Origin of the sequence: Streptomyces pilosus (assembly GCF_014649835.1) — a bacterium.
Taxonomy (GTDB): domain Bacteria; phylum Actinomycetota; class Actinomycetes; order Streptomycetales; family Streptomycetaceae; genus Streptomyces; species Streptomyces pilosus.
Map to the genome: position 1 here is coordinate 124297 of NZ_BMTU01000010.1, position 23638 is coordinate 147934.

The window sequence follows — 23638 nt, forward strand, 5'->3', positions numbered from 1 at the left end:
GGATCAGCCCTCCCGGATGGCGACGGGCCGGGAGCTGCCCCGCGGGGTCAGGTGTCCGGGGATCCGCTCGGGGGCCGGCTGGGGGACGTCCCGCACGATTCGCCCGTCGGCGAGGACCAGCACGCGGTCGGCGCAGGACGCGGCGACCGGGTCGTGGGTCACCATGACGACGGTCTGTCCGGCCTCGTCGACAGCCGAGCGCAGCAGGGCGAGGACGTCGGCCGCGGCGCGGCTGTCCAGGGCTCCGGTGGGCTCGTCGCAGAAGATGACGTCCGGGCGGGTGACGAGCGCCCGGGCGATCGCGGCGCGCTGCTGCTGGCCGCCGGAGAGCTGGGCCGGCCGGTGGCGCAGCCGGTCGCCCAGTCCGACCCTCCCGATCACCTCGGCGACCCAGGCCGGGTCCGGCCTGCGGCCCGACAGACGGGAGGGCAGCAGGATGTTCTGCTCCACGTCCAGCGCGCCCACCAGGTTGAACGCCTGGAACACGAATCCGACGCGGCTGCGGCGCAGTTCGGTCAGCCGCTTCTCGGACATCGAGGACAGGTCCGTGCCGCCGATCCGCACTGTGCCGGAGCCGGGCCGGTCCAGCCCCGCCGCGCAGTGCAGGAGGGTGCTCTTGCCGGAACCGGACGGTCCCGTGACGGCCGTCATGGTGCCGCGCACGAACTCGGCGCTGACGTCGTCCAGCGCCACGACCGGCTGGTGCGTGCCGTACGTCTTGTGCACGTGGTCGAGGCCGACGGCGACGTCGGCCGGGGTCACTGACATGGTGGGGTGCCTTCCGGGCGGAGCGTGGGGCGGTACGGTCACGACGGTAGAAGCCGCGGGTCGCCCCGCCCATGCAGCCAGTGACCGGACGCGGGTGGTGCAGGCACTACCGCCCGTGTGTCGCGATACCGGTGCGCGTGCGCCGGTGGAAGCTGCGCGGTCCTCGTGGCGGACGAGAACCTCGAGGCCGTGCTGCGGACCCGCGCGCCCATCACCCGTCCGGCGCCGCGGAGATCGAGTGGTGGGGGCCCAGGGGCGCGCGTACGGTCGAACGGTGGCTTCCCGAAAGGGCGACCCCGTATGACCAGTCGACCCCGTCCCACTTCCGCGCCCCGGCACACCGAGCGCGACACCGGCGGCGGGAACGCGATGGCACTGCTGGTCATCGCTTCCTGCCAGCTGATGGTGGTGCTCGACATCACCATCGTGAACATCGCGCTGCCGGACATCCAGCGCTCCCTGGACTTCTCGACCACCAGCCTGTCCTGGGTGGTCAACGCCTACACGCTCACCTTCGGCGGGCTGTTGCTGCTCGGCGGCCGGGCCGGTGACATCCTCGGCAGACGGCGCGTCTTCGTCTTCGGGGTGCTGCTCTTCGTCCTGGCCTCCCTGCTCGGCGGGTTGGCCCAGAACCCCGGTCAACTGCTGGCCGCCCGCGCCCTGCAGGGCGTGGGGGGCGCGATCGCCTCGCCCACGTCACTCGCGCTCATCAGCACCACCTTCCGCGAGGGACCGGAACGCAACCGGGCCTTCGGGGTGTTCGCCGCCGTGTCGGCGGGCGGCGGCGCGATCGGGCTGCTCGCGGGCGGCATGCTGGTCGAGTGGCTGAACTGGCGGTGGGTGCTCTTCGTCAACGTCCCGATCGGGCTTCTCATCGTCCTCGCCACCCCGCGCTTCATCAAGGAGTCGCAGCGCCATCCCGGGCACTTCGACGTCACCGGCGCCCTGACCTCCACCGTCGGCATGGTGCTGCTGGTCTACGGGTTCATCAGGGCCGCCCAGGACGGCTGGGGGGACACCCTCACACTGGTCTCGTTCGCGGTGGCCGTCGTCGTCCTCGCCGTGTTCGTGCTGGTCGAGCGGAGGTCGCGGCAGCCGATCACCCCGCTGCACATGTTCGCGGACCGGAACCGGGCGGGCACGTACGGCATCATGCTGTGCCTGGCGGCGGCGATGTTCGGCATGTTCTTCTTCCTGACGCTGTTCGTGCAGAACGTGCTGGACTTCAGCCCGCTGCGGGCGGGACTCGCCTTCCTGCCGGTGAGCGCGGTCATCGCGGTCGGCGCGGGGCTGGCCTCGCGGTTCCTGCCCGTGTACGGGCCCAAACCCTTCATGGTGGTGGGCGGTCTCCTCGCGGCGGCCGGTCTGGCCTGGCTGACCCTGACCGACGTCCACTCCACGTACGCGGGCAGCGTCCTCGGTCCGATGCTGGTCTTCAGCCTCGGCATGGGCATGGAGTTCGTGTCGCTGACCCTCATGGCGCTGTCGAACGTCGCCGTCCGGGAGACGGGCGCCGCCTCCGGGCTGCTCAACGCCACCCAGCAGGTGGGGGGTTCGCTCGGCCTGTCCATACTGGTCACCATGTACGGCACGGCGAGCGGCAACGAGGCGGAGAAGCAGGTGCCGCGCTTCCTCCAGCAGGCCACCCCCGCCGAGCGCCTGCAGTTCCGGCGCACCGGGGAGCTGCCCGCGCCCTGGGCGGACGAGGTCCTGACCGCGGGCGTCTCCGCCGCGTTCGTCACGGCGGCCGTCTTCGCCGCGGTGGCCGCGCTGATCGCCGTACTGGCCATCCAGGTACGCCCCTCGGACCTGCAGCGCCTCCAGGGCGGCGCGGTACCCGGTCCGGGGTGAGGAAGGAGACCGATGATCTTCATCACCGCCAAGTTCCGGGTCCGTCCCGAGGACGCCGACCAGTGGCCGGAGATCGCCGCGGACTTCACCGCGGCGACCCGGGCGGAGCCGGGCTGTCTGTGGTTCGACTGGTCCCGCAGCCTCGACGACCCGACGGAGTACGTCCTGGTCGAGGCGTTCCGCGACGAGGACGCGGGCGCGGCCCACGTGCGCTCGGAGCACTTCCGCACCGCACAGCGGACGTTGCCGCCGCACCTGGCCGCGACGCCCCGGATCGTGAACGCGTCGGTCCCGCAGGACGACTGGTCGGAGCTGGGCGAGATGCGCGTGACGGGGCAGGGGTGAACCGTCTCAGCGGCCGCGCCGGGGCACCCGCAGCTCCGCGACCACCGGCAGGTGGTCGGACGCCTCCGTCGCCATGGTGCGGGCGCCGGTCACCCTGATGCCGGGTGAGACGGTGACCAGGTCGATGCGCTTGACCGGAGCGGCCGCCGGATAGGTGGCGCCGCCGTGCGGGGCGGCGTCCCGCACCGCCTGCCACAGTGGCGCCAACTCCGGTGCACCGGGCTCGGCGTTGAAGTCGCCGACGAGGACCTTCGGCCCGTGGTCCGCGGACAGCACGGCGAGCATGTCCGCCACCTGGGCGGAGCGGACCGAGGGGTCGGCCCGGTGGTCGAGGTGCGTGGAGTAGACGTGCACCCGTGCGCCCCGCACGTCGACCACCACTTCGGCGAAGCCGGGTGCCGGGGCCGGCACCGGGTCGGGCGACTGGGTGGAGAGCCGGGTGATCTCGTGGTTCTCGGCGTGGAGCACCGGGTGGCGGCTGAGCACGGCGACCCCGTACTGTCGGCGTTCGCCGTCCGGGCCCGCGGGGTCGAGGTCGTAGATCGGGGCGAAGAACACCCGCATGCGCAGCTTCCCGGCGAGTGCGCGTGCCTCGTCGGCGAACTCGCTGCGGGCGCCCCAGTGCACGTCGACCTCCTGGAGACCGATGACGTCGGCGTCCAGCGCGCGCAGGGCGGCCGCGGTGCGGTCGAGGTCGAAGACCTGGTCCTGCCCGGCCCCGGCGTGGATGTTGTAGGTCGCCACCCGCAGCGGTACCGCGGGGCCCCGGGAGCCGGGGGCTCCGGCGGCCGCGGCCGTCGCGGGGGCCGCCACCGCGAGCAGTACGGTGGCGAGGACGGCGGTGGCACGGGCGGGGCGGCGGAATCCGGGCATGCCTTCTCCAGGTCGCGTCGGGGCGGGACGGTTCCGAGCGGGCGGGCTGGGACCGGGTGTCCGGTCACCCGCAGAATGGAAGCACAGGCGTCCCGCGCCCACGGGGCTTCGGCACGATCCGGACGCCGGACGGCTCAACTCCTGCGGCCCGGAGGTCCCGTGGGCCGCAGGTCCCGGATGAGCGTGAGCACCAGGCCGGTGGTGCGGGCCAGGTGGGTGCGGCCGTCGGGGCGGTGCGCCACCGGGCTGATGTAACTGCGCGGGCCGACGTGGGTGGCCGGGTCCAGCCGGTGCACCGTGACCTTCCCGGCGCGCCGGGCCCGGTTCCATCCGCTGCGCCGCAGCAGCCGCCACCGCTGCGGGAAGATCCAGGTGCAGAGCCGTTCGATCCGGTCGTGGGCGCTGGTGAGCCGGTGCAGGTGACAGGCGTGGGTGAGGTCGTTGGCGCCGTTGTGGAAACCGCCGAGGGTGATCAGCAGGAGCGGGGCACGCAGCCGGGCGTGCAGTTCCTCCACCGCTCCGGTGGCGACCTGGGCGCCGCCGCTGTAGCCGAGCAGCACCACCGGGACGCCGCTGCGCGGACGGTAGCCCGCCAGCCTCAGCTGGTCGGCGATCTGGGCGCCGACGGCACGGTTGTACAGGGGGCGGTAGCGGCGGTCGGCGGCGACGAAGATCTGCATGACGTTGTGCAGGAAGAGCAGGAGCCCGGCGTGCCGGCGGATCCACTCCCACACGGGCCGCCCGGCGAGCGGCGCGGCCAGCGGGGAGTAGGGCTGCACCTGTCCGAGCACCCGCAGGCCGGGGTCCGCGGCGATCAGGGCCTGGACGAGCCGGCCCCCGTCACGCGTGTCGGTGAAGCGGCGTTTGCCGATGCCGTCCAGGTAGACCAGGTAGGCGTCCGGGGGACGGTCGGGTTCCGCGCCCCGGGCGTAGGGCATGCCGGGCGGGAGCCGGTTGGCGGGAGCGCGCCATCCGGCGGTGTAGAGCATCACCTCGTAGCGGGCGAGCAGGGCTTCGACGAGCAGCACCGGGCCGAGGACCAGGGCGAGCAGCGGGAACCAGGTCATGCGGGCAGCTCCCGGGGTCCTGCGGTGCCGGTCCGCGCGACCACGCGGCGCACGGCCTCGACGACGGCGGCGAGCCCCACTCCGGCGAGGGCCAGGCACCCGGCGGCGGTCCACCAGGTCACGCCGGTGGCCGCGGCGAGGGGTCCGGCGAGGCCCGCTCCGACGCCCAGCAGCAGCGACAGGTGCAGCAGCGGCCCGAGCAGCGGGAACGCGATGACGGCGCAGAGCAGCAGCGGGGCGACCTGGGCCGGCGTCCAGGTCAGCGCGGTGGCGTCGGACACCACCGGCACGGACCGGCCGAGCCGGGCGAGAGCCCACGCGGTCAGCGGCCACAGCGCGATCACCGCGCTCTCGACCGCAGTGCCGGTCAGCAGGAGGCCGCACACGACGGGCCGCGACACGCGGGACCGGCGCGCGACCAGCGGCAGGATGCGGCCGGCGGCCTCGGACAGGCCGGCGAGCACCACCAGGACGACGGCGACGGGGGTCACGGCCGGCACTCCTGTGGTGAGTCGACCGTATTCACCCGGCCGGGGCCGCCGGACCGGCGCAGGTACTCCTCGAGCTCGTCGGCGGCACGCCGGGGGCCGCCCGCCTCGCGCTGGGCGGTCCGCAGGCCGGCGGCCGCGGCCCGGAAGCCGGGCTCGGTGAGCAGGCGCCGGGCGAGGGCGGTCACCCGGGCCGCGGTGACGTCCTCGGTGCGCAGGGACAGTCCGGCACCGAGTGCGACGACCCGGCGGGCGACCAGCGGCTGGTCGGCTCCCTGGGGGACGACCAGCAGCGGGACACCGGCGTCGAGGGCCTCGTTGACCCCGTTCATGCCGCCGTGGGTGACGAACAGCGCGGCCCGGTCCAGGACGTCCGGCTGCGGGACGAAGCGGCGGGCCGTCACATGGGACGGCAGGGGGCCCAGCAGGGCGGGGTCGGTGTGTCCGGTGGAGACGACCACGGTGCCCGCCAGGGGCGCCAGCGCCTGCGTGAAGGTGCGCAGGACGCGCGGGTCCGCGTCGAACACGGTGCCCAGCGAGGCGTACAGCACCGGTGGGCGCAGGAGGTCGAGCGGGAACGACGGGTCGTGGGGACGGGCTCCGACGCTGGGGCCGACGAAGCGGTACGACGGGCCGAAGGTCTCCGCGCGGGGCTGGAACGCTCGTGAGGTGAACACCAGGTTGAGCGGCTGGCGTGCGTTGGCCAGGTCGAGCAGGGGCAGGCCCCGGGTGCGGTGGCGGCGGGACAGCCGGCGCCGCGACCGCAGGTAGCCGCGGACGGTGCCGGGCCGGGCCGCCGCCGCGGCCAGCAGGTGCCGCGACGCGCCGGTGGGGCTGGGCACGGACCGGTTGAACGCCATGGTGGTGAACACCGAGGCCGCGGGCACCCCGAGTTCGTTCGCCGCGACGGGGCCCCACGGACAGGCGGATCCGTGGACGATCAGGTCGGGCCGGGTGCGGCGCAGGTCGGACAGCACGGAGGGCAGCACGCCGACGGCGGTGCGGGCGAGGTGGTCCAGGAGCGTGAGCGGCGTCGGCCGGCCGGAGAACGGCGGGCCGTCGCCGGGGCAGAGGTACACGGTCGCGCCGGTGGCCGCCACCGCGTCGGCGAAGGCGGCGGTGGTGTGGCAGGTGACGGTGTGCCCGCGGTGGACGAGTTCGGCCATGACCGGCAGGGTCGGGTTGACGTGTCCGTGGAGGGGGACGGTGAGGAACGCGATGGTGCTCATCGGCCGGCCCCCGTACGGGGGCCGTGGCGGTCGGCGCGCATGCCGTCGGGCAGGGGTCCCGCGGCGAGGGCGGCGGTGTCGGCCGTCCCCGGCGGCTCCGCTCCGGAGGCGCCCTTCCGCAGTCCGGTGGGCGCGGCCCCGGGCGCGCCCCCGTCTCCTCCCGCTTCCGCCGCCACGGGCCGGGGCAGGCCCCGCGGACCCAAGCCAGTCATGCGTTCATCCCTTCCGGTCAGGACGCCGCGTCGTCGGCGTCTTCCGTCCCATGGACCGGACAGCCGTGCCGTCTGTGACAGGGGGATCGTCGTGGTGGTCCCGGACCGCTGAAGGTTTCCGGGCAGTCGGTGCTGCCGCCGGCACCGGGAGAGGGTCGACCGGCGCGGGAACGTGCCCGCCCGGCCGGTGCCGATCAGCGACCGGGAAACGGGCGCGGAGGAACGGCCCCGGTCCCCGTCGCCGGGGTCCGGGGCCGGGTCCCGGAGGTCAGCTCTGCCGCGCGAGCCAGTCGGTGTAGCCGGTCCCGGCGAGCCGGGCGTCCGGACCGGGGAGCAGGGTGTTCTCCTCCAGCGGGGCGCCGGAGTAGCCCGCCCGGGGGTCGGTCACCACGGTGCGCGGGTCGTTCCGGGCGGTGAGGGTCGTACGGATGATCTCGTCCAGCCCGAACGCCTCGGGGCCGGCGACCTCCACCGTCCCCTCGACGGGCGTGCCGACGGCCGTACGGGCCACGGCCGCGGCCACGTCGTCGGAGTGGATCGGCTGGATCCTGGCCGGGGAGAGGCGCACGGTGTTCCCCTCGGTCGCCATGTCGGCGATGCCCGTCATGAACTCGAAGAACTGCGTGGCACGGACGAGGGAGTACGGCAGGCCGGACTCCCGGACCAGGTTCTCCTGCGCCTGCTTGGCGCGGAAGTAGCCGCTCTCCTGGAGCCGGTCGGTGCCCACCACGGACAGTGCGACATGGTGGGTCACACCGGCCTCGGCCCCGGCCCTGAGGAGGTTGGCGGTCGAGGTGCGGAAGAACTCCATGACGGCGTCGTCCGCGAACGACGGCGAGTTGGAGACGTCGACCACGACCGAGGCGCCCCGGAGGACCTCGGCCAGGCCCTCGCCGGTGAGTGTGTTGACGCCGGTGCCGGGCGCGGCCGGCACCGCCTCGTGCCCTTCTGCCCTGAGCCTGTCGACCGTCTTCGAGCCGATGAGCCCGGTACCGCCGATCACTACGACCTTCATGAGGTGGTTCCTCTCGGTGGGAGTTCTCACTATGTCCTCACCGCGAAGGACCGGACGTGCGCCGCGCGTGTGACAGCGGGCCGGGCGTCCGTACCGGGGACACGTCCGGTACGGACGCGCCGACCGCCGCCCCGGCCGGTGGTCCCTCAGACGCTCAGGGAGGCCACGTAGGGTGCCAGCTTGTCGGGGTTCATCACCCACATGATCCGGTCGATGCCCTCCGTGGAGGCGTCGACGGACAGCAGGGCCACCGGGTCGTCCCCCACCGAGACGAGCACGGCCGGACGTCCGTTGGCCTCGACCCAGCGTGTGCCGGCCGGCGGCCAGAACCGCGGTGCGAAGGCGGCGAGGTACTTGGACACGTGGGTACGTCCCACGACCGGGATCCGGGAGGCGCCCCGCACGCCGCCGCCGTCCGCGTAACTGACCACGTCGGCGGCGAGGACGTTCTCCAGCACCGCCAGGTCGCCCGTCTGCGCGGCGGCGAGGAACGACTCCAGCAGGCGCCGGTGATCGGCGGGGCTGACCTGCTTCCTGCGCTCGGCGGCGAGGTGCCTGCGGGCACGGCTCACCAGTTGCCGGGTGTTGGCCTCACTGGTCTCCAGGATGTCCGCGACCTGCCCGTAGGGGTAGTCGAAGGCCTCCCGCAGCACGTACGCCGCCCGCTCCACCGGGTTCAGCTTCTCCAGGAGCAGCAGCACCGCCATCTCGAGCGCCTCGGCCCGCTCCGCGCCCATCTGCGGGTCGTGCGTGGTGTCCACCGGTTCGGGGAGCCACGGCCCCACGTACGCCTCCCGCCGGACCCGCGCCGACTGGGCGACGTTGATGGCCAGTCGCGCCGTGACCGTCGTCAGGAAGGCCTTGGGCTCGCGCACGCCGGTGCGGTCGGTGTGCTGCCACCGCAGCCACGTCTCCTGAAGGACGTCCTCGGCCTCCGCGGCACTCCCGAGCACCCGGTAGGCGATCCCGAAGAGCTGCGGGCGCGCCGCGAGGAAGTCCTTCGTCGCCCGGTCGAGGGATGCGCTGTCGTCGCCGGCGTGCATGACGGTCCCTTCAGATTTCCGGGGCAACCACTCTACGCGCCGCTCAGAGGGCCCGCGTCCGCGGTCCGCGACCGCCCCCGCCCGTCCCGACCTGGTGCGGCGGCCCCGGCCCGGCCCCCCGGACCGGACCGGAGGCGGCCCGCGCCGTCGTTCGGGTCTTCCCGGTCGCCCGCGCCGTCGTTCACACCTTCTCGGTCACCGGGTCCGCGGGAGCGGGCTGCCGGAGGGCGGCGGGAGCGTCCGGCGCCGCGTCGAGCTCGCCGAGCATGGTCTTGGTGAAGCCGAAGAAGTAGGTCGCGAGGAAGCCCGCCGCATAGCCCACGGCGAGCCCGCCGGCGTAGACGGCGACCGTCCGCCCCAGGCCGTGGTTGCCGTCGAGGAGCGGGAAGAGGGCCCATCCGGAGGGGCCGATCGCGGTGGAGCCCACGGCCGTGCCCAGCTGGTTGAAGAGTCCGACGAACGCGCCGCCGAAGGCACCGCCCGCGCAGGCGGTGACGAAGGGACGGCCCAGGGGCAGGGACACGCCGTAGATGAGCGGCTCCCCGACGCCGAGGAAGCCGGGCCAGAGCGCCGATTTGATGGTGGCGCGGACGGAGGTGTTGTGGGGCAGGCGCAGGTGGATCGCGATCGCGGCGCCGACCTGCCCCGCGCCCGCCATGGCGAGGACGGGCAGCAGGACGGTGAAGCCGGCCCCCTCGATCAGCGTGGTGTGGATGGGGATGAGGGCCTGGTGCAGACCCAGCATGACCAGCGGCAGGAAGAGACCGCCGAGGAGGAAACCGGCGCCCGCGCCGCCGTGGGTCAGCAGCCAGTCGGCGGCGTCGCCGATCCAGGCGGACACCTCGCCGGCGAGGAACATCAGCCCGAAGAGGGTCGCCAGTCCGGCCACCAGCACGGTGAGGGTGGGCGTCACCAGGACGTCGACGGCCTCCGGGACCCTGCGGCGGCACCACTTCTCCACGTGCACGCCGAGCCACGCGGCACCCAGCGCGCCGAGTACACCGCCCTGCCCCGGGGAGAGGTGCCGGCCGAACGCCTCCACGTCGGCGACCCCGGCGTAGACGACGATCGAGGCGACGGCGCCGCCGAGAACGGGTGTGCCGCCGAACTCCTTGGCCGTGTTGTGACCGACGAACACGGTGATCAGCGCCATGAACCCGGAGGCGATGGCCGTCAGCGCCGGGGTCAGGGCGGGCAGCCAGTGCAGGTTGACGAGGAGGCCGTTGAGGCCCGCGATGATGCCGCAGCCGATGAGCGCGGGGATCAGGGGCACGAAGATGTCGGCGATGCGGCGCAGGAACAGCTTGAACGGTGTGGCGTTCCTCGTTCGGCGCTCCGCCCGGAACGCCGCGCCCTGTGCCGCGAGCCCTTCGGCGGTCACCGGGCCGGTCCCGTGGTCCGCGGCCGCCCGCGCGGTTCCTGCCCGCTCCGTCTCGACCAGGGCCTCGAACTCGGGCGTGACCCGCGCGACCGTGCCCGGCCCCAGCACGATCTGGTAGGTGTCGTCCTCGACGACGCCCAGCACCGCCGGCAGTGCCCTGAGCCGCTCGTCCTGGACCAGGGACCGGTCGCGCAGTCCCAGCCTCAGCCGGGTCATGCAATGGGCCACCGACGTCACGTTGCCCGCGCCTCCGACCAGGGGGAGGAGGGCGGCAGCGGTGGCGTGGTGCTTGTTCTCGTCGCTCATGGTGCGCTCGTGCCTTGCTGTGAGGTGGGGCTCTTGCATCAGGCGGCTGCGGAACCGTCGAGTGCCGGGCGCCCCCCGTGCCGAAATTTTCTTTCGGCCGTTCCGCCTGAGGGTGAAAGATATTTTCAGTACCCGTGATCGTCAAGACCCGTCGGCGGCGGCGGTGCGGGCCGCGTCACAGCCGGCCGCTGTCACACATCCCGGAGCCGGCCGGTCATCGGGGTGCAACCGCACACGACATCAGGAGGTTCACGCGATGGACGCCCGGATCGACCTCTTCGGCAACGCTCTCGCCGGAAAGGTGCTCAGGCACATCAACTCGGCGAACAGGGTGGTGCACGACTCGACGCTGCCGCTCGCGACCCAGGAACTGGTGAAGATCCGTGCCAGCCAGATCAACGGCTGCGGATTCTGCACCGACATGCACACCAAGGACGCGGCCGCCGCGGGCGAGACCGCACTGCGGCTGAACCTGGTGGCGGTGTGGCGGGAGGCCACGGTGTTCACCGACGCCGAGCGCGCGGCACTGGAGGTGGCCGAGCAGGGCACCCGCATCGCGGACGCCGCCGGCGGTGTCACGGACGAGGCCTGGGCGGACGCGGCCGAGCACTACGACGAGGACCAACTGGCCGCGCTGATCTCGCTGATCGCCGTCATCAACGCCTACAACCGCATCAACGTCATCAACCGGCAGCCGGCCGGCGACTACCGGCCCGGCCAGTTCGACTGACGACGCACCGCCCTCCTCCTCCGTCCCCCGGCCCGGGACCCACCGGGCGGGGGGACGGCCATGCCCGGAGCCGTGTGGAATGGCGGCATGAACACCGACGAACATGGGGCCGAGCGCCCCGACCGCGCCCGCCCCACCCCCCAGAGCCTCACCGGAGTGGGTCTGGCCGTCCTCGACCGGACCGGTCGCGTCCTGCTCGGGCTCGGCCACGACGGGAAGTGGGAGCTCCCCGGCGGCAAGGTGGACGCCGGGGAGGACTTCGAGACCGCCGCCGCACGGGAGCTGACAGAGGAGACGGGACTCGTGGTTCCCGCAACCGCCGTACGGATCCTGGCCGTTGCCGTGGACGGTCTGCGGGGGCTGACCCGCGTCACGGCGGCGGCGGTCACCGAGGGGGCGGTGGGCGTGCCCCGGGTCACCGAGCCGGACAAGATCGTGCGCTGGGAGTGGTTCGCGCGCGAGGAGGTTCCCTCCGCGCTGTTCGCTCCGACCGCCTCGGTGCTGGACTGCCTGTGGCCCGGGACAACTCCCCGAGGGGCGGCGGACGTACGCCGCTACCGGGTCGCCGGCGACGTCGCACAGATCACATCCTCCTAAATATGAATCCTGGATACCAATTATCTAGGATGCTGTCTGCGATCACCGAAGCATCCAGGCAAGGAGCCGGCGCATGCTCTCCACCCAGTCGGTCCCCGTCGTCCGGGCCACCCTCCCGGCCGTCGGGGCCTCCCTCAGCTCCATCACCGAGCTGTTCTACCGCCGCATGTTCGAGGAGCGCCCCGAACTGCTGCGCGACCTCTTCAACCGCGGCAACCAGGCCAGCGGCGCCCAGCGTGAAGCCCTCGCCGGCGCCGTCGCCGCGTTCGCCACCACGCTGGTGGAGCGACCCGGCGAGCGGCCCGACGCGCTCCTCGGGCGCATCGCCCACAAGCACGCCTCGCTCGGCGTCACGGCCGACCAGTACACCCTCGTGGGGCGGCACCTGATGGGTGCGGTCGGCGAGGTGCTGGGCGACGCGGTGACGCCCGAGGTGGGGGCCGCCTGGGACGAGGTGTACTGGCTCATGGCCAACGCCCTCATCGCCCTGGAGGCACGGCTGTACGCGGGCGCCGGGGTCGAGGACGGCGCCGTCTGGCACGACATGGAGATCGCGGAGCGCGTCGAGGAGTCCCTCGACACCGCCTCCTTCGAGCTGCGCCGCCCCGACGGGCGTCCCACCGGGCCGTTCACGCCCGGCCAGTACGTCAGCGTGCAGGTCGAACTGCCCGACGGAGCACGGCAGATACGCCAGTACAGTCTCTCCACCGCCCCGGCCCGCAAGACCTGGCGGATCACCGTGAAGCGGGAACGCCCGGCGGACGGCCGGACCCCCGAGGGCGAGGTGTCGTCCTGGCTGCACGCCCACGCCCGCCCCGGCGACGTCATCCGGGTGTCCCTGCCCTTCGGCGACCTCGTGCTCCCCGAGGGCGACGGCCCGCTCCTGCTCGCCTCGGCCGGCATCGGCATCACGCCCATGCTGGCGATGCTGGACCACCTGGCGAACGCCTCGGCCGGCCGGCAGGTCACGGTCCTCCACGCCGACCGCTCCCCCGCCCACCACGCACACCGGCTGGAACTGGACGACCTCGTCGGCCGGCTCCCCGGCGGCACCCTGCACCTGTGGTACGAGCAGCCGGAAGGGCTCGACGCGCCCCACGTCCGCACGGGCCTGGCCGACGTCACCCGGCTGGCCCTGCCCGAGGACGTCACCGCCTTCCTGTGCGGCCCGCTGCCCTTCATGCGGGCCGTCCGCGATGACCTGCTCACCCGGGGAGTCGCCCCGAAGGACATCCACTACGAGGTGTTCGGCCCCGACCTCTGGCTGAGCAAGTGACACCCGGCGTCAGGCGGGCCGCCGGTCCGCCTCCTCCGTGCCGGTGCCAGCGGGTGCGCTTCCAGCCGCGGCGCGACCTGGTCACCGCCCGCTTCCGGACCTGCTGGAGCAGCTTCCTGTGACCGGGCGGCGCCCCCCACACACACGAGCGGACGGGGGCGCCGCCCGGGGTCAGTGGCGGCCGTTGTGGCGCAGGCGGTCCCGGGCCTCGGTGGCGATCACGGCGGCCTGGACGCGGCGCTCCACGCCGAGCTTGGCCAGCAGGCGGGAGATGTGGTTCTTCACCGTCTTCTCGGCCAGGTACAGCCGCCGGCCGATCTGCCGGTTGGTGAGCCCCTCGCCGATCAGGTCGAGGATCTCCCGCTCCCGGTCGGTGAGCCCCGGCAGCGCGTCCGGCTGCTCCTCCTCGCGCTCCCCGCCGCGCAGCCGAGCCATCAGCCTGGTGGTGGCGCTCGGGTCGAGCAGCGACTGGCCCCGGGCGACCGTGCGGACGGCCGTCACCAGGTCGGATCCGCGGATCTGCTTGAGCACGTAGCCGGAGGCGCCGGCCATGATCGAGTCGAGCAGGGCCTCCTCGTCGTCGAACGAGGTCAGCATGAGGCAGGCCAGGCCGGGCATCTGCGAGCGCAGCTCGCGGCAGACGCCGACGCCGTCCCCGTCGGGGAGCCGGACGTCGAGAACGGCGACCTGGGGGCGCAGGGCGGGGACGCGCACGAGGGCCTGTTCGACGGTGCCGGCCTCACCGACCACGGTGATGTCCGGCTCGTCGTTCAGCAGGTCGTGCACCCCGCGCCGGACCACCTCGTGGTCGTCCAGCAGGAAGACCCTGATCGGGTGGTCGGGGCCGGGCTGCTCGCCGTCCGCCATCGCGTGCTCCTCGTTTCCGCGTGCAGTGTTCCGCCACGATCCTGGCCGGTCCAGGGCCCGGCGGACAGGGCCGATCGGCCCTGTTTTTCCCGGTTTCGCGCCCGCCGGCACCCGCCCGGGGCCACCGGCACGCTCACGGGCACCCCTCGCCGTGCCCGGAACGGCACGCGGCGGTCCCTCTCCGTTCGGTCTCCGTTCCGTCTCCGTCCGGAAGACCACTTCCGTGTGTGGGTCTCGTGAGGGAAGTCAAGTAATGTGCGGGGCAGGCGTGTTGCCTTCGACCAGCTGCTAAGATCATCTTACTTTCAGTAGGCTGGCGGCGCGTCATGAACGCGTACGGGGGACAGTCTCTAAGGCCCCATCGCTGAGGAGTTGAGGCTTGGTCCCGCCCGTGGATCCGCGCCGCCCGACGGCCGGACCCGTCCCACGGACGCACGGCCTTCCCGCACTCCCGGCGCGATGCGACTTGAAGAGAGTCTCATGACGTCATTGATCGAGGATCCACTGCTGTGGATCCTGCTTGTGGTGCTCGTCGCTGCGGTCTTCGCAGTGCAGCGGGCGCGGAGAACCAATCTGGCGCTCCGAAGAACGAAGAACGACCTGGAGACGAACCTGGGCCACGCCCAGGGCCGTATCGACCAGCTCCAGGGACACATATCCGCCCTGGACATCCAGCACCGCGGTGACCTCGCGGACGTCCGGGCGGACGCGGAGTCGTCGACCAAGGCCGTGCTGAAGTCGGCGATGGGCACCCTGCAGTCGCTCTCCGAGGAGCAGCAGCTGCTGCTCGACGGCCTGCTGAAGAAGTACGGCAACGACACCGAGGTCCTGGCCGACCTGATGGCGGTGGACCACACCGGCAGCCAGTTCGGCCGCCGGGCCAAGGGCATCTCGGTGCTCTGCGGCGGGTGGCTGGGCCGGCGCGAGGGCGTGGCGACCGTCTACGACGTGGCGCGCAGCGCGCAGGGCCGCATCAAGGACTTCAACCGGGTGAGCATCCACGCCCAGGTGAGCGCCGCCGTCTCCAGCAAGGCGGTGGAGCCGGTGGCGGTGGTCCTGGCCGAGCTGCTGGACAACGCGACCACCTACAGCGCTCCGGGCACCCCGGTCGAGGTCAACATCCAGGCCGTGCCGACGGGCGTGTGCTTCATCGTCGACGACGCCGGTCTCGGCATGGACCAGGAGACCAAGGACCGCGCGGCGGCCCTGCTGTCCGCCGACGGTCCGGTCGACATCACCGGTCTCGGTGACCCCCCGCGGTTCGGGTTCGCGGTGTGCGGCATGCTCGCCGCGCGGTACGGCTTCGCCGTGTCCGTCGGTTCGGTTTCCCCCTACGGCGGAGTGCGCGCAGTGATCCGAGTACCGGAGAGTCTTCTGGCGGCCGAGGCCGTCGCACCCGCCGAGCCCGTACGGGAGCCCGCGGAGGAGAGCCAGGAGAGCACGCCGCAGCGGCTGGCCCCGGTCCCGGTGGGCCCGTCGCACGTGGTGGGCACGACGTCCGGCGGACTGCCCAAGCGCCGTCGGCGTCAGGGACCCATTTCGGTGGTGCCGGCCCCCGAGCCCGCCATCGACGAGCAGACGTCCGAGTCGGCCGGCGAGGTGACCGCGTCCCGCCTGGGGGCGTTCGCACGCGGCACGCAGCTCGGACGGACCACGAACACCACGGAAGGACCTGACCACCAGTGAACACCGACCTGTCGTGGGTGCTGAACGACGTGCTCGAGGTGCGTGGAGCCCGCCACGCGGTCCTCGTCTCGGGTGACGGCCTGCTGCTGCAGCGTTCGGACGACATCTCGCGTGACGACGCGGAGACCAACGCCGCCGCGATGAGCTCCATGCAGTCCCTCAGCCGGGCGGTCGCCGGCTTCGTGGGGGCCGGGCACGGCATCTGGAAGCAGACGCTGCTGGAGTACGACGGTGGCTGGATCTTCCTGATCGCCGCGGGGCAGGGTGCCTACCTCGCGGTCTCCGCCGCGCCGGACGTCGACATGGAGGCCGTGTCGTTCCGCATGCAGAAGACGGTGGCGGCGCTCAGCAAGGCGATGAGCGTGGCGCCGCGCTCCGACAACGGTGCCGGCGTATGACCACGCCCGGCGAGGAAGCACCCGTCACCAGTGACTTCGTCCGCTCGTACGTCATCACCGGCGGACGTGACCTGCCCTCCTCCGAGGAGCTGGCGCTGCACACCCTGGTCACCCTGGCTCCCGGGCGGACGCTGCCGCTCGGGGCCGGTCCCGAGGTCAGGGCGATCTGGGAGCTGTGCGCGGGCGGCTACCTGTCGGTCGCCGAGGTGGCGGGCCACCTCGGCCTGCCCGTCGGGGTGGCACGGCTGCTGCTCACCGATTTATCGGAACAGGGGCACCTGCTGCGCCGGGCCGAGCCGCCCCGGGCCCAGAACGTTGACAGAGCGACCCTCGAGAAGGTTCTGAATGGACTCCAATCCCTCATCGGCTGAGACGGCGCAGAAGTCCATCTACGTCTCCAGCGCGGTCACCAACGCCGCCAAGATCCTCGTCGTCGGGCACTTCGCCGTGGGCAAGACGACCCTCATCGGCTCGCTGTCGGAGATCACTCCGCTGCGCACCGAGGAGAAGATGACCCAGGCGTCGGTCCACGTCGACGACCTCCGGGGGGTCACGGACAAGACCACCACCACGGTCGCCCTGGACTTCGGTCGTCTCACCCTCAGCGACGACCTGGTGCTGTACCTGTTCGGCACCCCCGGTCAGCAGCGCTTCATGCAGCTGTGGGAGGACATGGCACGCGGTGCGCTCGGGGCACTCCTGCTGGTCGACCCGGCGCGGCTGGAGGAGACCTTCCCGGTCATCGACCTCGTCGAGCGGTACGGCCTGGAGTACGCCATCGCCGTCAACTGCTTCGACCCCGCCGCCACGTACAGCGAGGCGGAGGTGCGCGAGGCGCTCGACCTGCTGCCGGACACCCCGGTCGTCTACTGCGACGCCCGCGAGCAGCAGTCGTCCGCCATGGCCCTGATCGCGCTGGTGCGGCACCTGCTCGAGCGTGCGGCCTGACCTCCCCGCGTCCGCCCGGCCGGGGGCCCGGGTCCCCGGATCACTAAGGAAGACTTCATGGATCCTCATTCCCACTCCACGGCGACCGCCGGCAGATGCCCGATGCACGACGCCGCGTTCGCCACCGATCCCCACCAGGTCTACGACCGGTTGCGCGAGCACGCCCCGGCCGGTCCGGTCGAACTCGCCCCCGGTGTGGACGCCACCCTGGTCGTCGAGCACGAGATGGCCCTGCGGGTCCTGCAGAACACGGAGCTGTTCGCCCGCGACGCCCGCCGGTGGAAGGCCCTGAACGAGGGCCGCATCGGGATGGACAGCCCGGTGCTGCCCATGATGGCGTACCGGCCGAGCTGTCTGTTCACCGACGGCGCCGTGCACCTGCGGCTGCGCAAGGCCGTGGTGGACAGCCTGGCCCGGCTCAACACCACGCGGATCCGCCGGGACGTCGAGCCGATCGCCGACTACCTGATCGACCAGTTCAGCGAGCGGGGCCGGGCCGACCTGCTCGGCGACTACGCCAAGCTGCTGCCGCTGCTGCTGTTCAACAAGCTGTTCGGCTGCCCGGCGGACATCGGCGACACCGTCACCACCGCCGTCTCGGCGATCTTCGACGGCAAGGACGCGCTGCGCGCGAACGAGGAACTCACCTCGTCCCTCATGGAGTTGATCGCGCTCAAGCGGCGCAGCCCCGGTGACGACGTCACCTCCTGGCTCATCCAGCACCCGGCCGGGCTGACCGACGAGGAGCTCAAGGACCAGCTGGTGCTGCTGATGGGCGCCGGCATCGAACCGGAGCGCAGCCTCATCAGCAGTTCCCTGATGCTGCTGCTGTCCGGGGCGGGCGGCCGGCAGAGCGGCATGCTGATCGAGGAGGCGCTCGACCACGTCCTGTGGAACCAGACGCCGATCGCCAACTACGCCACCCACTACCCGGTTCAGGACGTCGACCTCGGCGGTCACGTGGCCGAGGCGAACACCCCGGTCGTCATCTCCTTCGCGGGCGCCAACGCCGACCCGGCGCTGGACGAGGCCCGCCGCGCGCACAGCAAGGGCGCGCACCTGGCGTGGGGCGCCGGGCCGCACGCCTGCCCCGCCAAGGACCCGGCGCAGGTCATCGCGACCACCGCGATCGAGCGGCTGCTCAACGCGCTGCCCGACCTCACCCTGACGGTCGCGGAGAAGGACCTCCAGTGGCGGCCCGGACCGTTCCACCGCGCCCTGGTGGCGCTGCCGGTGACGTTCACTCCCACACCGGCCACCCGTACGGCGGCCGCGCTCCGTGACCGGGCCACGACCGCCGGTGCGCAGCCCATGCCGGCGGCCGTGTCCGAACCGGTCCGGCAGGAACCGGCGCGCAGGAAGGGGTTCTGGAGCAGCTTCCTGGACGTCTTCCGCGTCTGACCGCACTGCATGTGACAGGTGCAACACGCAACGACACATGACACGGGTGGCTGGAAGGGTAGGTTCCGGCGGTAACGGTTACGTTCAGCCGAAGGAGCTCCACTTGACCGCCGTTGGCGACATACGCGGGTCCGTCCACGACCGGCGAGCCGTCATCTCCCTTCTCCGCCATCTGCGTTCGGCCGAAGGGCAGGCCGACCCCCTTCCCGTCTGGGAGGGGCTACGCGCCCTGGGAGACGTCGTGCGCGCCCCCTGGGGCGCCTACTTCGTCACCTCGTTCGAGGCATGCAGCCAGGTCCTGCGCGGCAGGAACTGGCTCGTGCCGGACTTCGCCTGGCAGGAACGGCAACCCGACCCCAGACGCTGGCGGGAGCCGGCCACCCAGGAGCTGACCGGCACCCTGTCCCGCATCAACGCCCCGGCGCACACCTGTCAGCGCCGCGCCCTGGGGAACCCGTTCGACCGCTCCACCCTGGAGAACATGCGGCCCCGGATCGCCGCGCTGGTCTCCGGGCTCCTGGACGACCTGGAGGAGCGCCTGCGCGCCGACGGGGAGGCCGACTTCGTCCGTACGGTCGCCGAACTCCTCCCGGTCCGCACGGTGGGTGAATGGCTCGGCATCCCCGAGGAGCACCACGCGTACGTCCTGGACTTCGCCCACCGGCAGGCCTACGCCCAGGAACTGCTGCCCACCAAGGAGGAGTTGGCGCAGGCGGGCCGGGCCACGCTGGAGATGCGGGAGTTCTTCGGCGAGCTGATCCGCCACCGGCGTCAGCACCCTGGCAACGATGTCCTCACCGGCTGGATCCACTACTGGGACGCGCAGTACCCGCACGATCCGGCCGCCGCGGCGCGGGTGATCTACCACCTGACGATGTTCATCACCATCGCCTCGCTGGAGACCAGCGCGGTGCTGCTGGCCAACGCGGTGCGGTTCGCCACCGAGGAACCCGCACGGGCGGACTGGCTGCGGGCCCGTCCGGAGCACATCGAGGACCTCGTCGAGGAGACCCTCCGCTACGACCCCCCGGTCTGGCTCAACTCGCATGTGGCGGCCGAGGACACCGTCCTCGCCGGTACCCCCGTCGCCAAGGACGCCACCGTCCACATCCTTTACGGTTCGGCGGCCCACGACCCCCGCCGCAACCCGGACCCGCACGTCTTCGACGTCCTGCGCGGGGGCGGCCACATCACCTTCGGCAGCGGCCCCCACTACTGCCTCGGCGCGGCCCTCGCGCGTTTCGAGGCGCGCGAGACGGTCGCCCAGGTGCTCCAGCGCTTCCCCACCCTCCGCCCCCTCGGTCCCCCGTCCTTCGACAACTCCCGACTCGTCTTCCGCCGCATCACGTCCCTGAAGGTAACGACATGAACGCCCAGTCGCTCGCCGGACTCCCCGCCGACCGCATACTCAAGACCCTGCGCACCTACCGGCAGGGTCCTCTCCTCACCGTCGAACTGAACCTGCCCGAGGAGGGCAACGCAGTCGGCGACGCCATGCTGGACGACCTCCTCACCGTCCTCGACGACCAGGACCCCGCGGTGCGGGTCCTGGTGCTGGCCGCCGCCGGGGAGGAGTTCTGCCTCGGCGGGGACCGGCGCGAATTCCCCCGGCACCTCGACGCGGATCCCGCCGGCGGCGGCATCCGCGTCTCCGGTGCGAAGGCCCTGCGGGTGTGCGAGGCGCTCACCGCCAACCCGGCCGTCACCGTCGCCCGTGTCCAGGGCAGGGCCGTGGGCGCCGGGGTCGGTCTCGCGCTCGCCTGTGACCTGCGGGTGGGCGCCGACACCGCCACCTTCCGCCTGCCGGAGCTCGCCCTGGGGGTGCCGCCCGCCTGGGGCGGACTGCTCCCGCGGCTGATCAGCGAGGTGGGGGTCGCCAGGGTGCGGGAGCTGATCCTCACCGCCCGGGTCTTCGACGCCCAGGAGGCCCTCGGCCTGTCGGTGCTGCACAAGGTCGTGCCGCGCGAGGGACTGGACGCCGCCGTCATGGCCTGGGCCAGGCCCGTGATGCGCCGGCCGGCCTCCGCCGTACGGGTCACCAAGGCCATGCTCAACTCCCTCGCCGCCCCCACCCGCCTCGCCGACGTCTCGGTGTTCGACCCCGAACTGCTGACGGCGATCCTCACCGAGCAGCGTCACACCGGCACGGCACGCTGACCGCCGGCACGCCACGCGACGGGGGACGCGTGGCCTCGCGGGAAAACCCGTTGCACGGCGGGTCCCGCGCGCCGACCCTTGGTGTCCATGCCCTACTCGCTGCGTCCCGCCGCGCTCACCGACGCGCCCGCCATCACCGAACTGCTGAACAAGGTCGACGAGATCGAGATCGGCGGACCCGAGACCGACCTGCACACCGTCCAGGCCGATCTGAAGCACCCCGGCACCGACCTGGAGCGCGACTCCTGGCTCACCTGGGACGGTGACCTGCTGGTGGCCTACGGGCTGCTGTGGGACGAGTCCGAGGGCGAACGCGTCGACATCGACCAGTACGTCCTGCCCGCACACCAGGAGGCCGCCGCCCGGATGCTGGAGGCCATGGAGGCCAGGGCCCTGGAGAAGGCCCGGGAGAACGGGGCGGAACGGGCGGTGGTGCACCTGCACCTCAATGTGGCGCCCACGCTCGACACCGGTCTGCTGCGGGCCCGCGGCTGGCGGGTCGTCCGCCGCTACCACGTCCTGCACCGCCCCCTGGACCCCACGCGCGACCCGGTGCCGGAGGCTCCCGCCGGAGTGCGCGTGCGCGACTGCGCCGCCGAGGCGGACCGCAGGCGGGTGCACGAGCTGTACCAGGCTTCCTTCGCCGACCACTTCGACTTCCAGCCGCGTGCCTACGAGGACTGGGTGCACGACATCGATGCCGAGGGCCTCGACTGGTCCCTGGTGTGGATCGTCTCCACCGACGACCTGGGCGACGCCGGTTTCCTGCTGGCGCGGAACGACCGGGAGGCGATGGGGTGGATCCGCAGCCTCGGCGTGCTGCCCCCGGCGCGCGGCCGGGGCCTCGGCGGACTCCTGCTGCGCCGGGCGTTCGCGGCCTTCGCCGCGCGGGGGCGGGACACCGTCGGCCTCGGCGTGGACACCGAGAACACCACCGGAGCGCCCCGCCTGTACGACCGGCACGGCCTGACGGTCCGCTACGCCGTCGACACCTGGGAGGCGGTGGTGAACTGAACGGCGCCCGCCGCCGGTTCACGACTCGCCCGGCGTCACGGCTTGCGGGCGACCGCTCCGTACATGGCGATGTCCTCGTCGCGGATCCCCTGTTCGCCGGTGCCGTCGGGGTGCCACTTGTGCACCTGGACGATGCCCGGCTCGAGGAGTTCCAGCCCCGCGAAGAACTCGTGGGCCTCGTCGAGGGTGCGCAGCCGCATCGGCATGTCGCGGGCCGCGTACTCGCGGGCCACCCGTCCCACCTCCTCGGGGGCGAACTCCGCCGTGCCGATCGTCATCGCCAGGCAGCTGCCCGGGGGCAGTGGCTCCAGGAGCCTGCGGACGACACCGACGGCGTCGTCCTCGTCGAGGACGAAGTGGACGATGGCGATGACGGTCAGCGCCACCGGCCGGTCCAGGTCGAGGGTCTGCCGTAGTTCCGGGGCCTCCAGGATGCTCGCCGGGTCACGGAAGTCCGCCTCGATGTACGACGTCCTGCCCTCGGGTGTGCTGGACAGCAGCCCCTGGGAGAGGGTGAGCACGATGGGGTCGTTGTCGACGTAGACGACGCGTGCGTCCGGCGCGACCGACTGGGCGATCTCGTGGAGGTTCGGGGAGGTGGGGATGCCGGTGCCGATGTCCAGGAACTGGCGGATGCCCTCCTCCTCGACGAGCCGGCGGACCGCCCGGTTCATCCAGTCACGGTTGGCGCGCATGTGGACGGGCAGCGCGGGCCACTCCCCGACCATGGCGTCGCCGGCCTCCTGGTCGGCCGGGTAGTAGTCCTTCCCGCCGAGAATGTAGTCGTAGATCCGGGCGGAGTGCGCGTGCTCGGTGTCGATGCGGTCGGCCGGCCATCCGTTGTCGGGCACCGTGGTGTCTCCTTCGCACGTGGGGGGTCGGGGGGGCGGATCGGTCAGAGGTATTCGCGGATCCGGTCGAGTTCGGCCGCGGTGCTTCTCGCGGGCGTCGCCTGGGCGCCCAGCCGGTCGAGGGCCTCCCGGTACACCACGACGTCGTCGCGCTTGTCGAGGTAGATCGCGCCGACCAGCCCGCTGAGGTAGACGACGTCGGGGAGTTCACGGGCACGGAAGCGGAGGAGCTGGAAGGCGCCGGCGCGCATGGCCGGGTGCGGGCCGTTGGTGAACGGCATGATCTGCAGGGTCACGTGGGGCAGGCGCTGGATCTCCATGAGGTGACCGATCTGGGCGCGCATCACCTCCGCGCCGCCGACCGGCCGGCGCAGGACCGTCTCGTCCATCACCACCCACAGCCGCGGGGGCTCCGCGCGGTACAGCAGCTCCTGCCGGCGCATCCGCAGATCGATCCGCCGCTCCGTCGCGTCGGCCGTGGCGTGCGGGTTCCCGGCGCGCAGCAGGGCGCGGGCGTAGGCCTCGGTCTGCAACAGCCCGTGGACGAACTGGCTCTCGTAGGCGCGTATCTGGAGGGCCGCCTGCTCCAGGCTGAGGTAGGCGGCGAACCAGTCCGGCATGACATCGCGGTAGGTGTGCCACCAGCCCCGCTTGTTGGCCTCGCGGACGGACTTCAGAAAGGTGTCCGTCTCCTGCCGGTCGGTCACGCCGTACACGTGCAGGAGCTTCTCGGCGTCGGCGAGTCTGAGCCGGGCCACCTTGGCGGCTTCCATGCGGCGGATCGTGGAGTGGCTGACCCCGATGGCCGCGCCCGCTTCCTCGTAGCTCAGGCCGGCCCGGTTCCGTAGCTCCTCGAGCTGCCTGCCGAGGATCATGCGCAGAACGGAGGGGGCACCGCCCCAGTCGGTCTCCGCGGTCACGCCTCGCCCCCTCGCTCCCGGGTGTTCCGGGGCCACCGTCTCATGCGCTCGGCCGGCGCGCACACCTGCGATCGGGCGTCGCCGGGAGCAGCATGCACGCAGCCGACTGCAATTTTCAACTTGCCTGTTGCGAGCCGTCGTTGACGAGTGCCAGAGTGTTCGCACCGTCCCCGCGGCCGGTTCGCGCGGCCCTGTGCAACCGGCCGCCCGACCCC

General features: G+C 72.6%; 25 protein-coding genes. 13 read left to right on the forward strand and 12 right to left on the reverse strand.

The genetic code is table 11. The features are described 5' to 3' along the window. Nucleotides 1–3: 3 nt before the first annotated feature. Nucleotides 4–768, reverse strand: coding sequence for an ABC transporter ATP-binding protein (locus IE118_RS23535; protein WP_189560006.1), 765 nt, complete (start codon nt 766–768; stop codon nt 4–6). Nucleotides 769–1068: 300 nt separating this feature from the next. On the opposite strand from IE118_RS23535, the gene IE118_RS23540 reads away from it, so the two are divergent. Next, nucleotides 1069–2619: an MFS transporter gene (locus IE118_RS23540; RefSeq protein WP_189560007.1), complete on the forward strand. Its 1551-nt coding sequence runs from the start codon at nt 1069–1071 to the stop codon at nt 2617–2619. 12 nt (nt 2620–2631) lie between these two features. After that, complete coding sequence (locus IE118_RS23545) at nt 2632–2964, forward strand: putative quinol monooxygenase (RefSeq protein ID WP_189560008.1); 333 nt, start codon at nt 2632–2634, stop codon at nt 2962–2964. Nucleotides 2965–2970: 6 nt separating this feature from the next. Here IE118_RS23545 and IE118_RS23550 read toward each other — a convergent pair whose 3' ends face one another. The 8 genes from IE118_RS23550 to IE118_RS23585 all read right to left on the reverse strand — a co-directional run bounded on the left by IE118_RS23550 (nt 2971) and on the right by IE118_RS23585 (nt 10578). Then, on the reverse strand, nt 2971–3837 hold the full coding sequence (locus IE118_RS23550; protein WP_189560009.1) for an endonuclease/exonuclease/phosphatase family protein: 867 nt from the start codon (nt 3835–3837) through the stop codon (nt 2971–2973). Between the two features lie 134 nt (nt 3838–3971). Next, nucleotides 3972–4904, reverse strand: coding sequence for an alpha/beta hydrolase family protein (locus IE118_RS23555; protein WP_189560010.1), 933 nt, complete (start codon nt 4902–4904; stop codon nt 3972–3974). After that, nucleotides 4901–5395 (reverse strand): hypothetical protein, encoded by a 495-nt coding sequence (locus tag IE118_RS23560; protein WP_189560011.1) that lies wholly within the window; start codon nt 5393–5395, stop codon nt 4901–4903. Before IE118_RS23560 ends, IE118_RS23555 begins: the two co-directional genes overlap by 4 nt. Further along, entirely contained in the window at nt 5392–6621 is a 1230-nt protein-coding gene (locus IE118_RS23565; protein ID WP_189560012.1) for a macrolide family glycosyltransferase, read from the reverse strand. The genes IE118_RS23560 and IE118_RS23565 overlap by 4 nt, the downstream gene beginning before the upstream one ends. Beyond that, on the reverse strand, nt 6618–6833 hold the full coding sequence (locus IE118_RS23570; RefSeq protein ID WP_189560013.1) for a hypothetical protein: 216 nt from the start codon (nt 6831–6833) through the stop codon (nt 6618–6620). The genes IE118_RS23565 and IE118_RS23570 overlap by 4 nt, the downstream gene beginning before the upstream one ends. Before the next feature lie 268 nt (nt 6834–7101). Then, complete coding sequence (locus IE118_RS23575; RefSeq protein WP_189560014.1) at nt 7102–7848, reverse strand: SDR family oxidoreductase; 747 nt, start codon at nt 7846–7848, stop codon at nt 7102–7104. 146 nt (nt 7849–7994) lie between these two features. After that, complete coding sequence (locus IE118_RS23580; protein WP_189560015.1) at nt 7995–8891, reverse strand: RNA polymerase sigma-70 factor; 897 nt, start codon at nt 8889–8891, stop codon at nt 7995–7997. 181 nt (nt 8892–9072) lie between these two features. After that, nucleotides 9073–10578 carry a PTS transporter subunit EIIC gene (locus tag IE118_RS23585; protein WP_189560016.1) on the reverse strand — a complete coding sequence of 502 codons (1506 nt, stop codon included), beginning with the start codon at nt 10576–10578 and terminating at the stop codon, nt 9073–9075. Between the two features lie 256 nt (nt 10579–10834). On the opposite strand from IE118_RS23585, the gene IE118_RS23590 reads away from it, so the two are divergent. The 3 genes from IE118_RS23590 (at nt 10835) to IE118_RS23600 (ending at nt 13181) form a co-directional block, all read left to right on the forward strand. Then, on the forward strand, nt 10835–11308 hold the full coding sequence (locus IE118_RS23590; RefSeq protein WP_189560017.1) for a carboxymuconolactone decarboxylase family protein: 474 nt from the start codon (nt 10835–10837) through the stop codon (nt 11306–11308). Between the two features lie 87 nt (nt 11309–11395). Continuing rightward, nucleotides 11396–11905 carry a nucleotide triphosphate diphosphatase NUDT15 gene (locus tag IE118_RS23595; protein ID WP_189560018.1) on the forward strand — a complete coding sequence of 170 codons (510 nt, stop codon included), beginning with the start codon at nt 11396–11398 and terminating at the stop codon, nt 11903–11905. Between the two features lie 73 nt (nt 11906–11978). Beyond that, nucleotides 11979–13181, forward strand: a complete 1203-nt coding sequence (locus IE118_RS23600; protein WP_189560019.1) for a globin domain-containing protein — start codon at nt 11979–11981, stop codon at nt 13179–13181. A 171-nt stretch (nt 13182–13352) separates the two neighbouring features. Here IE118_RS23600 and IE118_RS23605 read toward each other — a convergent pair whose 3' ends face one another. Further along, nucleotides 13353–14048, reverse strand: coding sequence for a response regulator (locus IE118_RS23605; protein ID WP_189560020.1), 696 nt, complete (start codon nt 14046–14048; stop codon nt 13353–13355). A gap of 480 nt (nt 14049–14528) precedes the next feature. On the opposite strand from IE118_RS23605, the gene IE118_RS23610 reads away from it, so the two are divergent. The 8 genes from IE118_RS23610 (at nt 14529) to IE118_RS23645 (ending at nt 21652) form a co-directional block, all read left to right on the forward strand. Then, nucleotides 14529–15734 carry an ATP-binding protein gene (locus tag IE118_RS23610; protein ID WP_189560021.1) on the forward strand — a complete coding sequence of 402 codons (1206 nt, stop codon included), beginning with the start codon at nt 14529–14531 and terminating at the stop codon, nt 15732–15734. Next, on the forward strand, nt 15731–16132 hold the full coding sequence (locus IE118_RS23615; protein ID WP_189560022.1) for a roadblock/LC7 domain-containing protein: 402 nt from the start codon (nt 15731–15733) through the stop codon (nt 16130–16132). Before IE118_RS23610 ends, IE118_RS23615 begins: the two co-directional genes overlap by 4 nt. Beyond that, nucleotides 16129–16503 (forward strand): DUF742 domain-containing protein, encoded by a 375-nt coding sequence (locus tag IE118_RS23620; RefSeq protein ID WP_189560023.1) that lies wholly within the window; start codon nt 16129–16131, stop codon nt 16501–16503. Before IE118_RS23615 ends, IE118_RS23620 begins: the two co-directional genes overlap by 4 nt. Next, a complete protein-coding gene (locus tag IE118_RS23625) occupies nt 16478–17080 on the forward strand; it encodes a GTP-binding protein (protein ID WP_189560024.1) in 603 nt (200 codons plus the stop codon). The genes IE118_RS23620 and IE118_RS23625 overlap by 26 nt, the downstream gene beginning before the upstream one ends. A gap of 102 nt (nt 17081–17182) precedes the next feature. Then, a complete protein-coding gene (locus IE118_RS23630; protein WP_189560144.1) occupies nt 17183–18481 on the forward strand; it encodes a cytochrome P450 family protein in 1299 nt (432 codons plus the stop codon). 103 nt (nt 18482–18584) lie between these two features. Beyond that, complete coding sequence (locus IE118_RS23635; RefSeq protein WP_189560025.1) at nt 18585–19850, forward strand: cytochrome P450; 1266 nt, start codon at nt 18585–18587, stop codon at nt 19848–19850. Continuing rightward, complete coding sequence (locus IE118_RS23640; protein WP_189560026.1) at nt 19847–20638, forward strand: enoyl-CoA hydratase/isomerase family protein; 792 nt, start codon at nt 19847–19849, stop codon at nt 20636–20638. The genes IE118_RS23635 and IE118_RS23640 overlap by 4 nt, the downstream gene beginning before the upstream one ends. An 87-nt stretch (nt 20639–20725) precedes the next feature. Then, nucleotides 20726–21652, forward strand: a complete 927-nt coding sequence (locus tag IE118_RS23645; protein WP_189560027.1) for a GNAT family N-acetyltransferase — start codon at nt 20726–20728, stop codon at nt 21650–21652. A 35-nt stretch (nt 21653–21687) separates the two neighbouring features. Here IE118_RS23645 and IE118_RS23650 read toward each other — a convergent pair whose 3' ends face one another. Beyond that, a complete protein-coding gene (locus IE118_RS23650) occupies nt 21688–22503 on the reverse strand; it encodes an SAM-dependent methyltransferase (protein ID WP_189560028.1) in 816 nt (271 codons plus the stop codon). Nucleotides 22504–22547: 44 nt separating this feature from the next. Further along, complete coding sequence (locus tag IE118_RS23655; RefSeq protein ID WP_189560029.1) at nt 22548–23423, reverse strand: Sco1979 family transcriptional regulator; 876 nt, start codon at nt 23421–23423, stop codon at nt 22548–22550. Between the last annotated feature and the right edge of the window lie 215 nt (nt 23424–23638).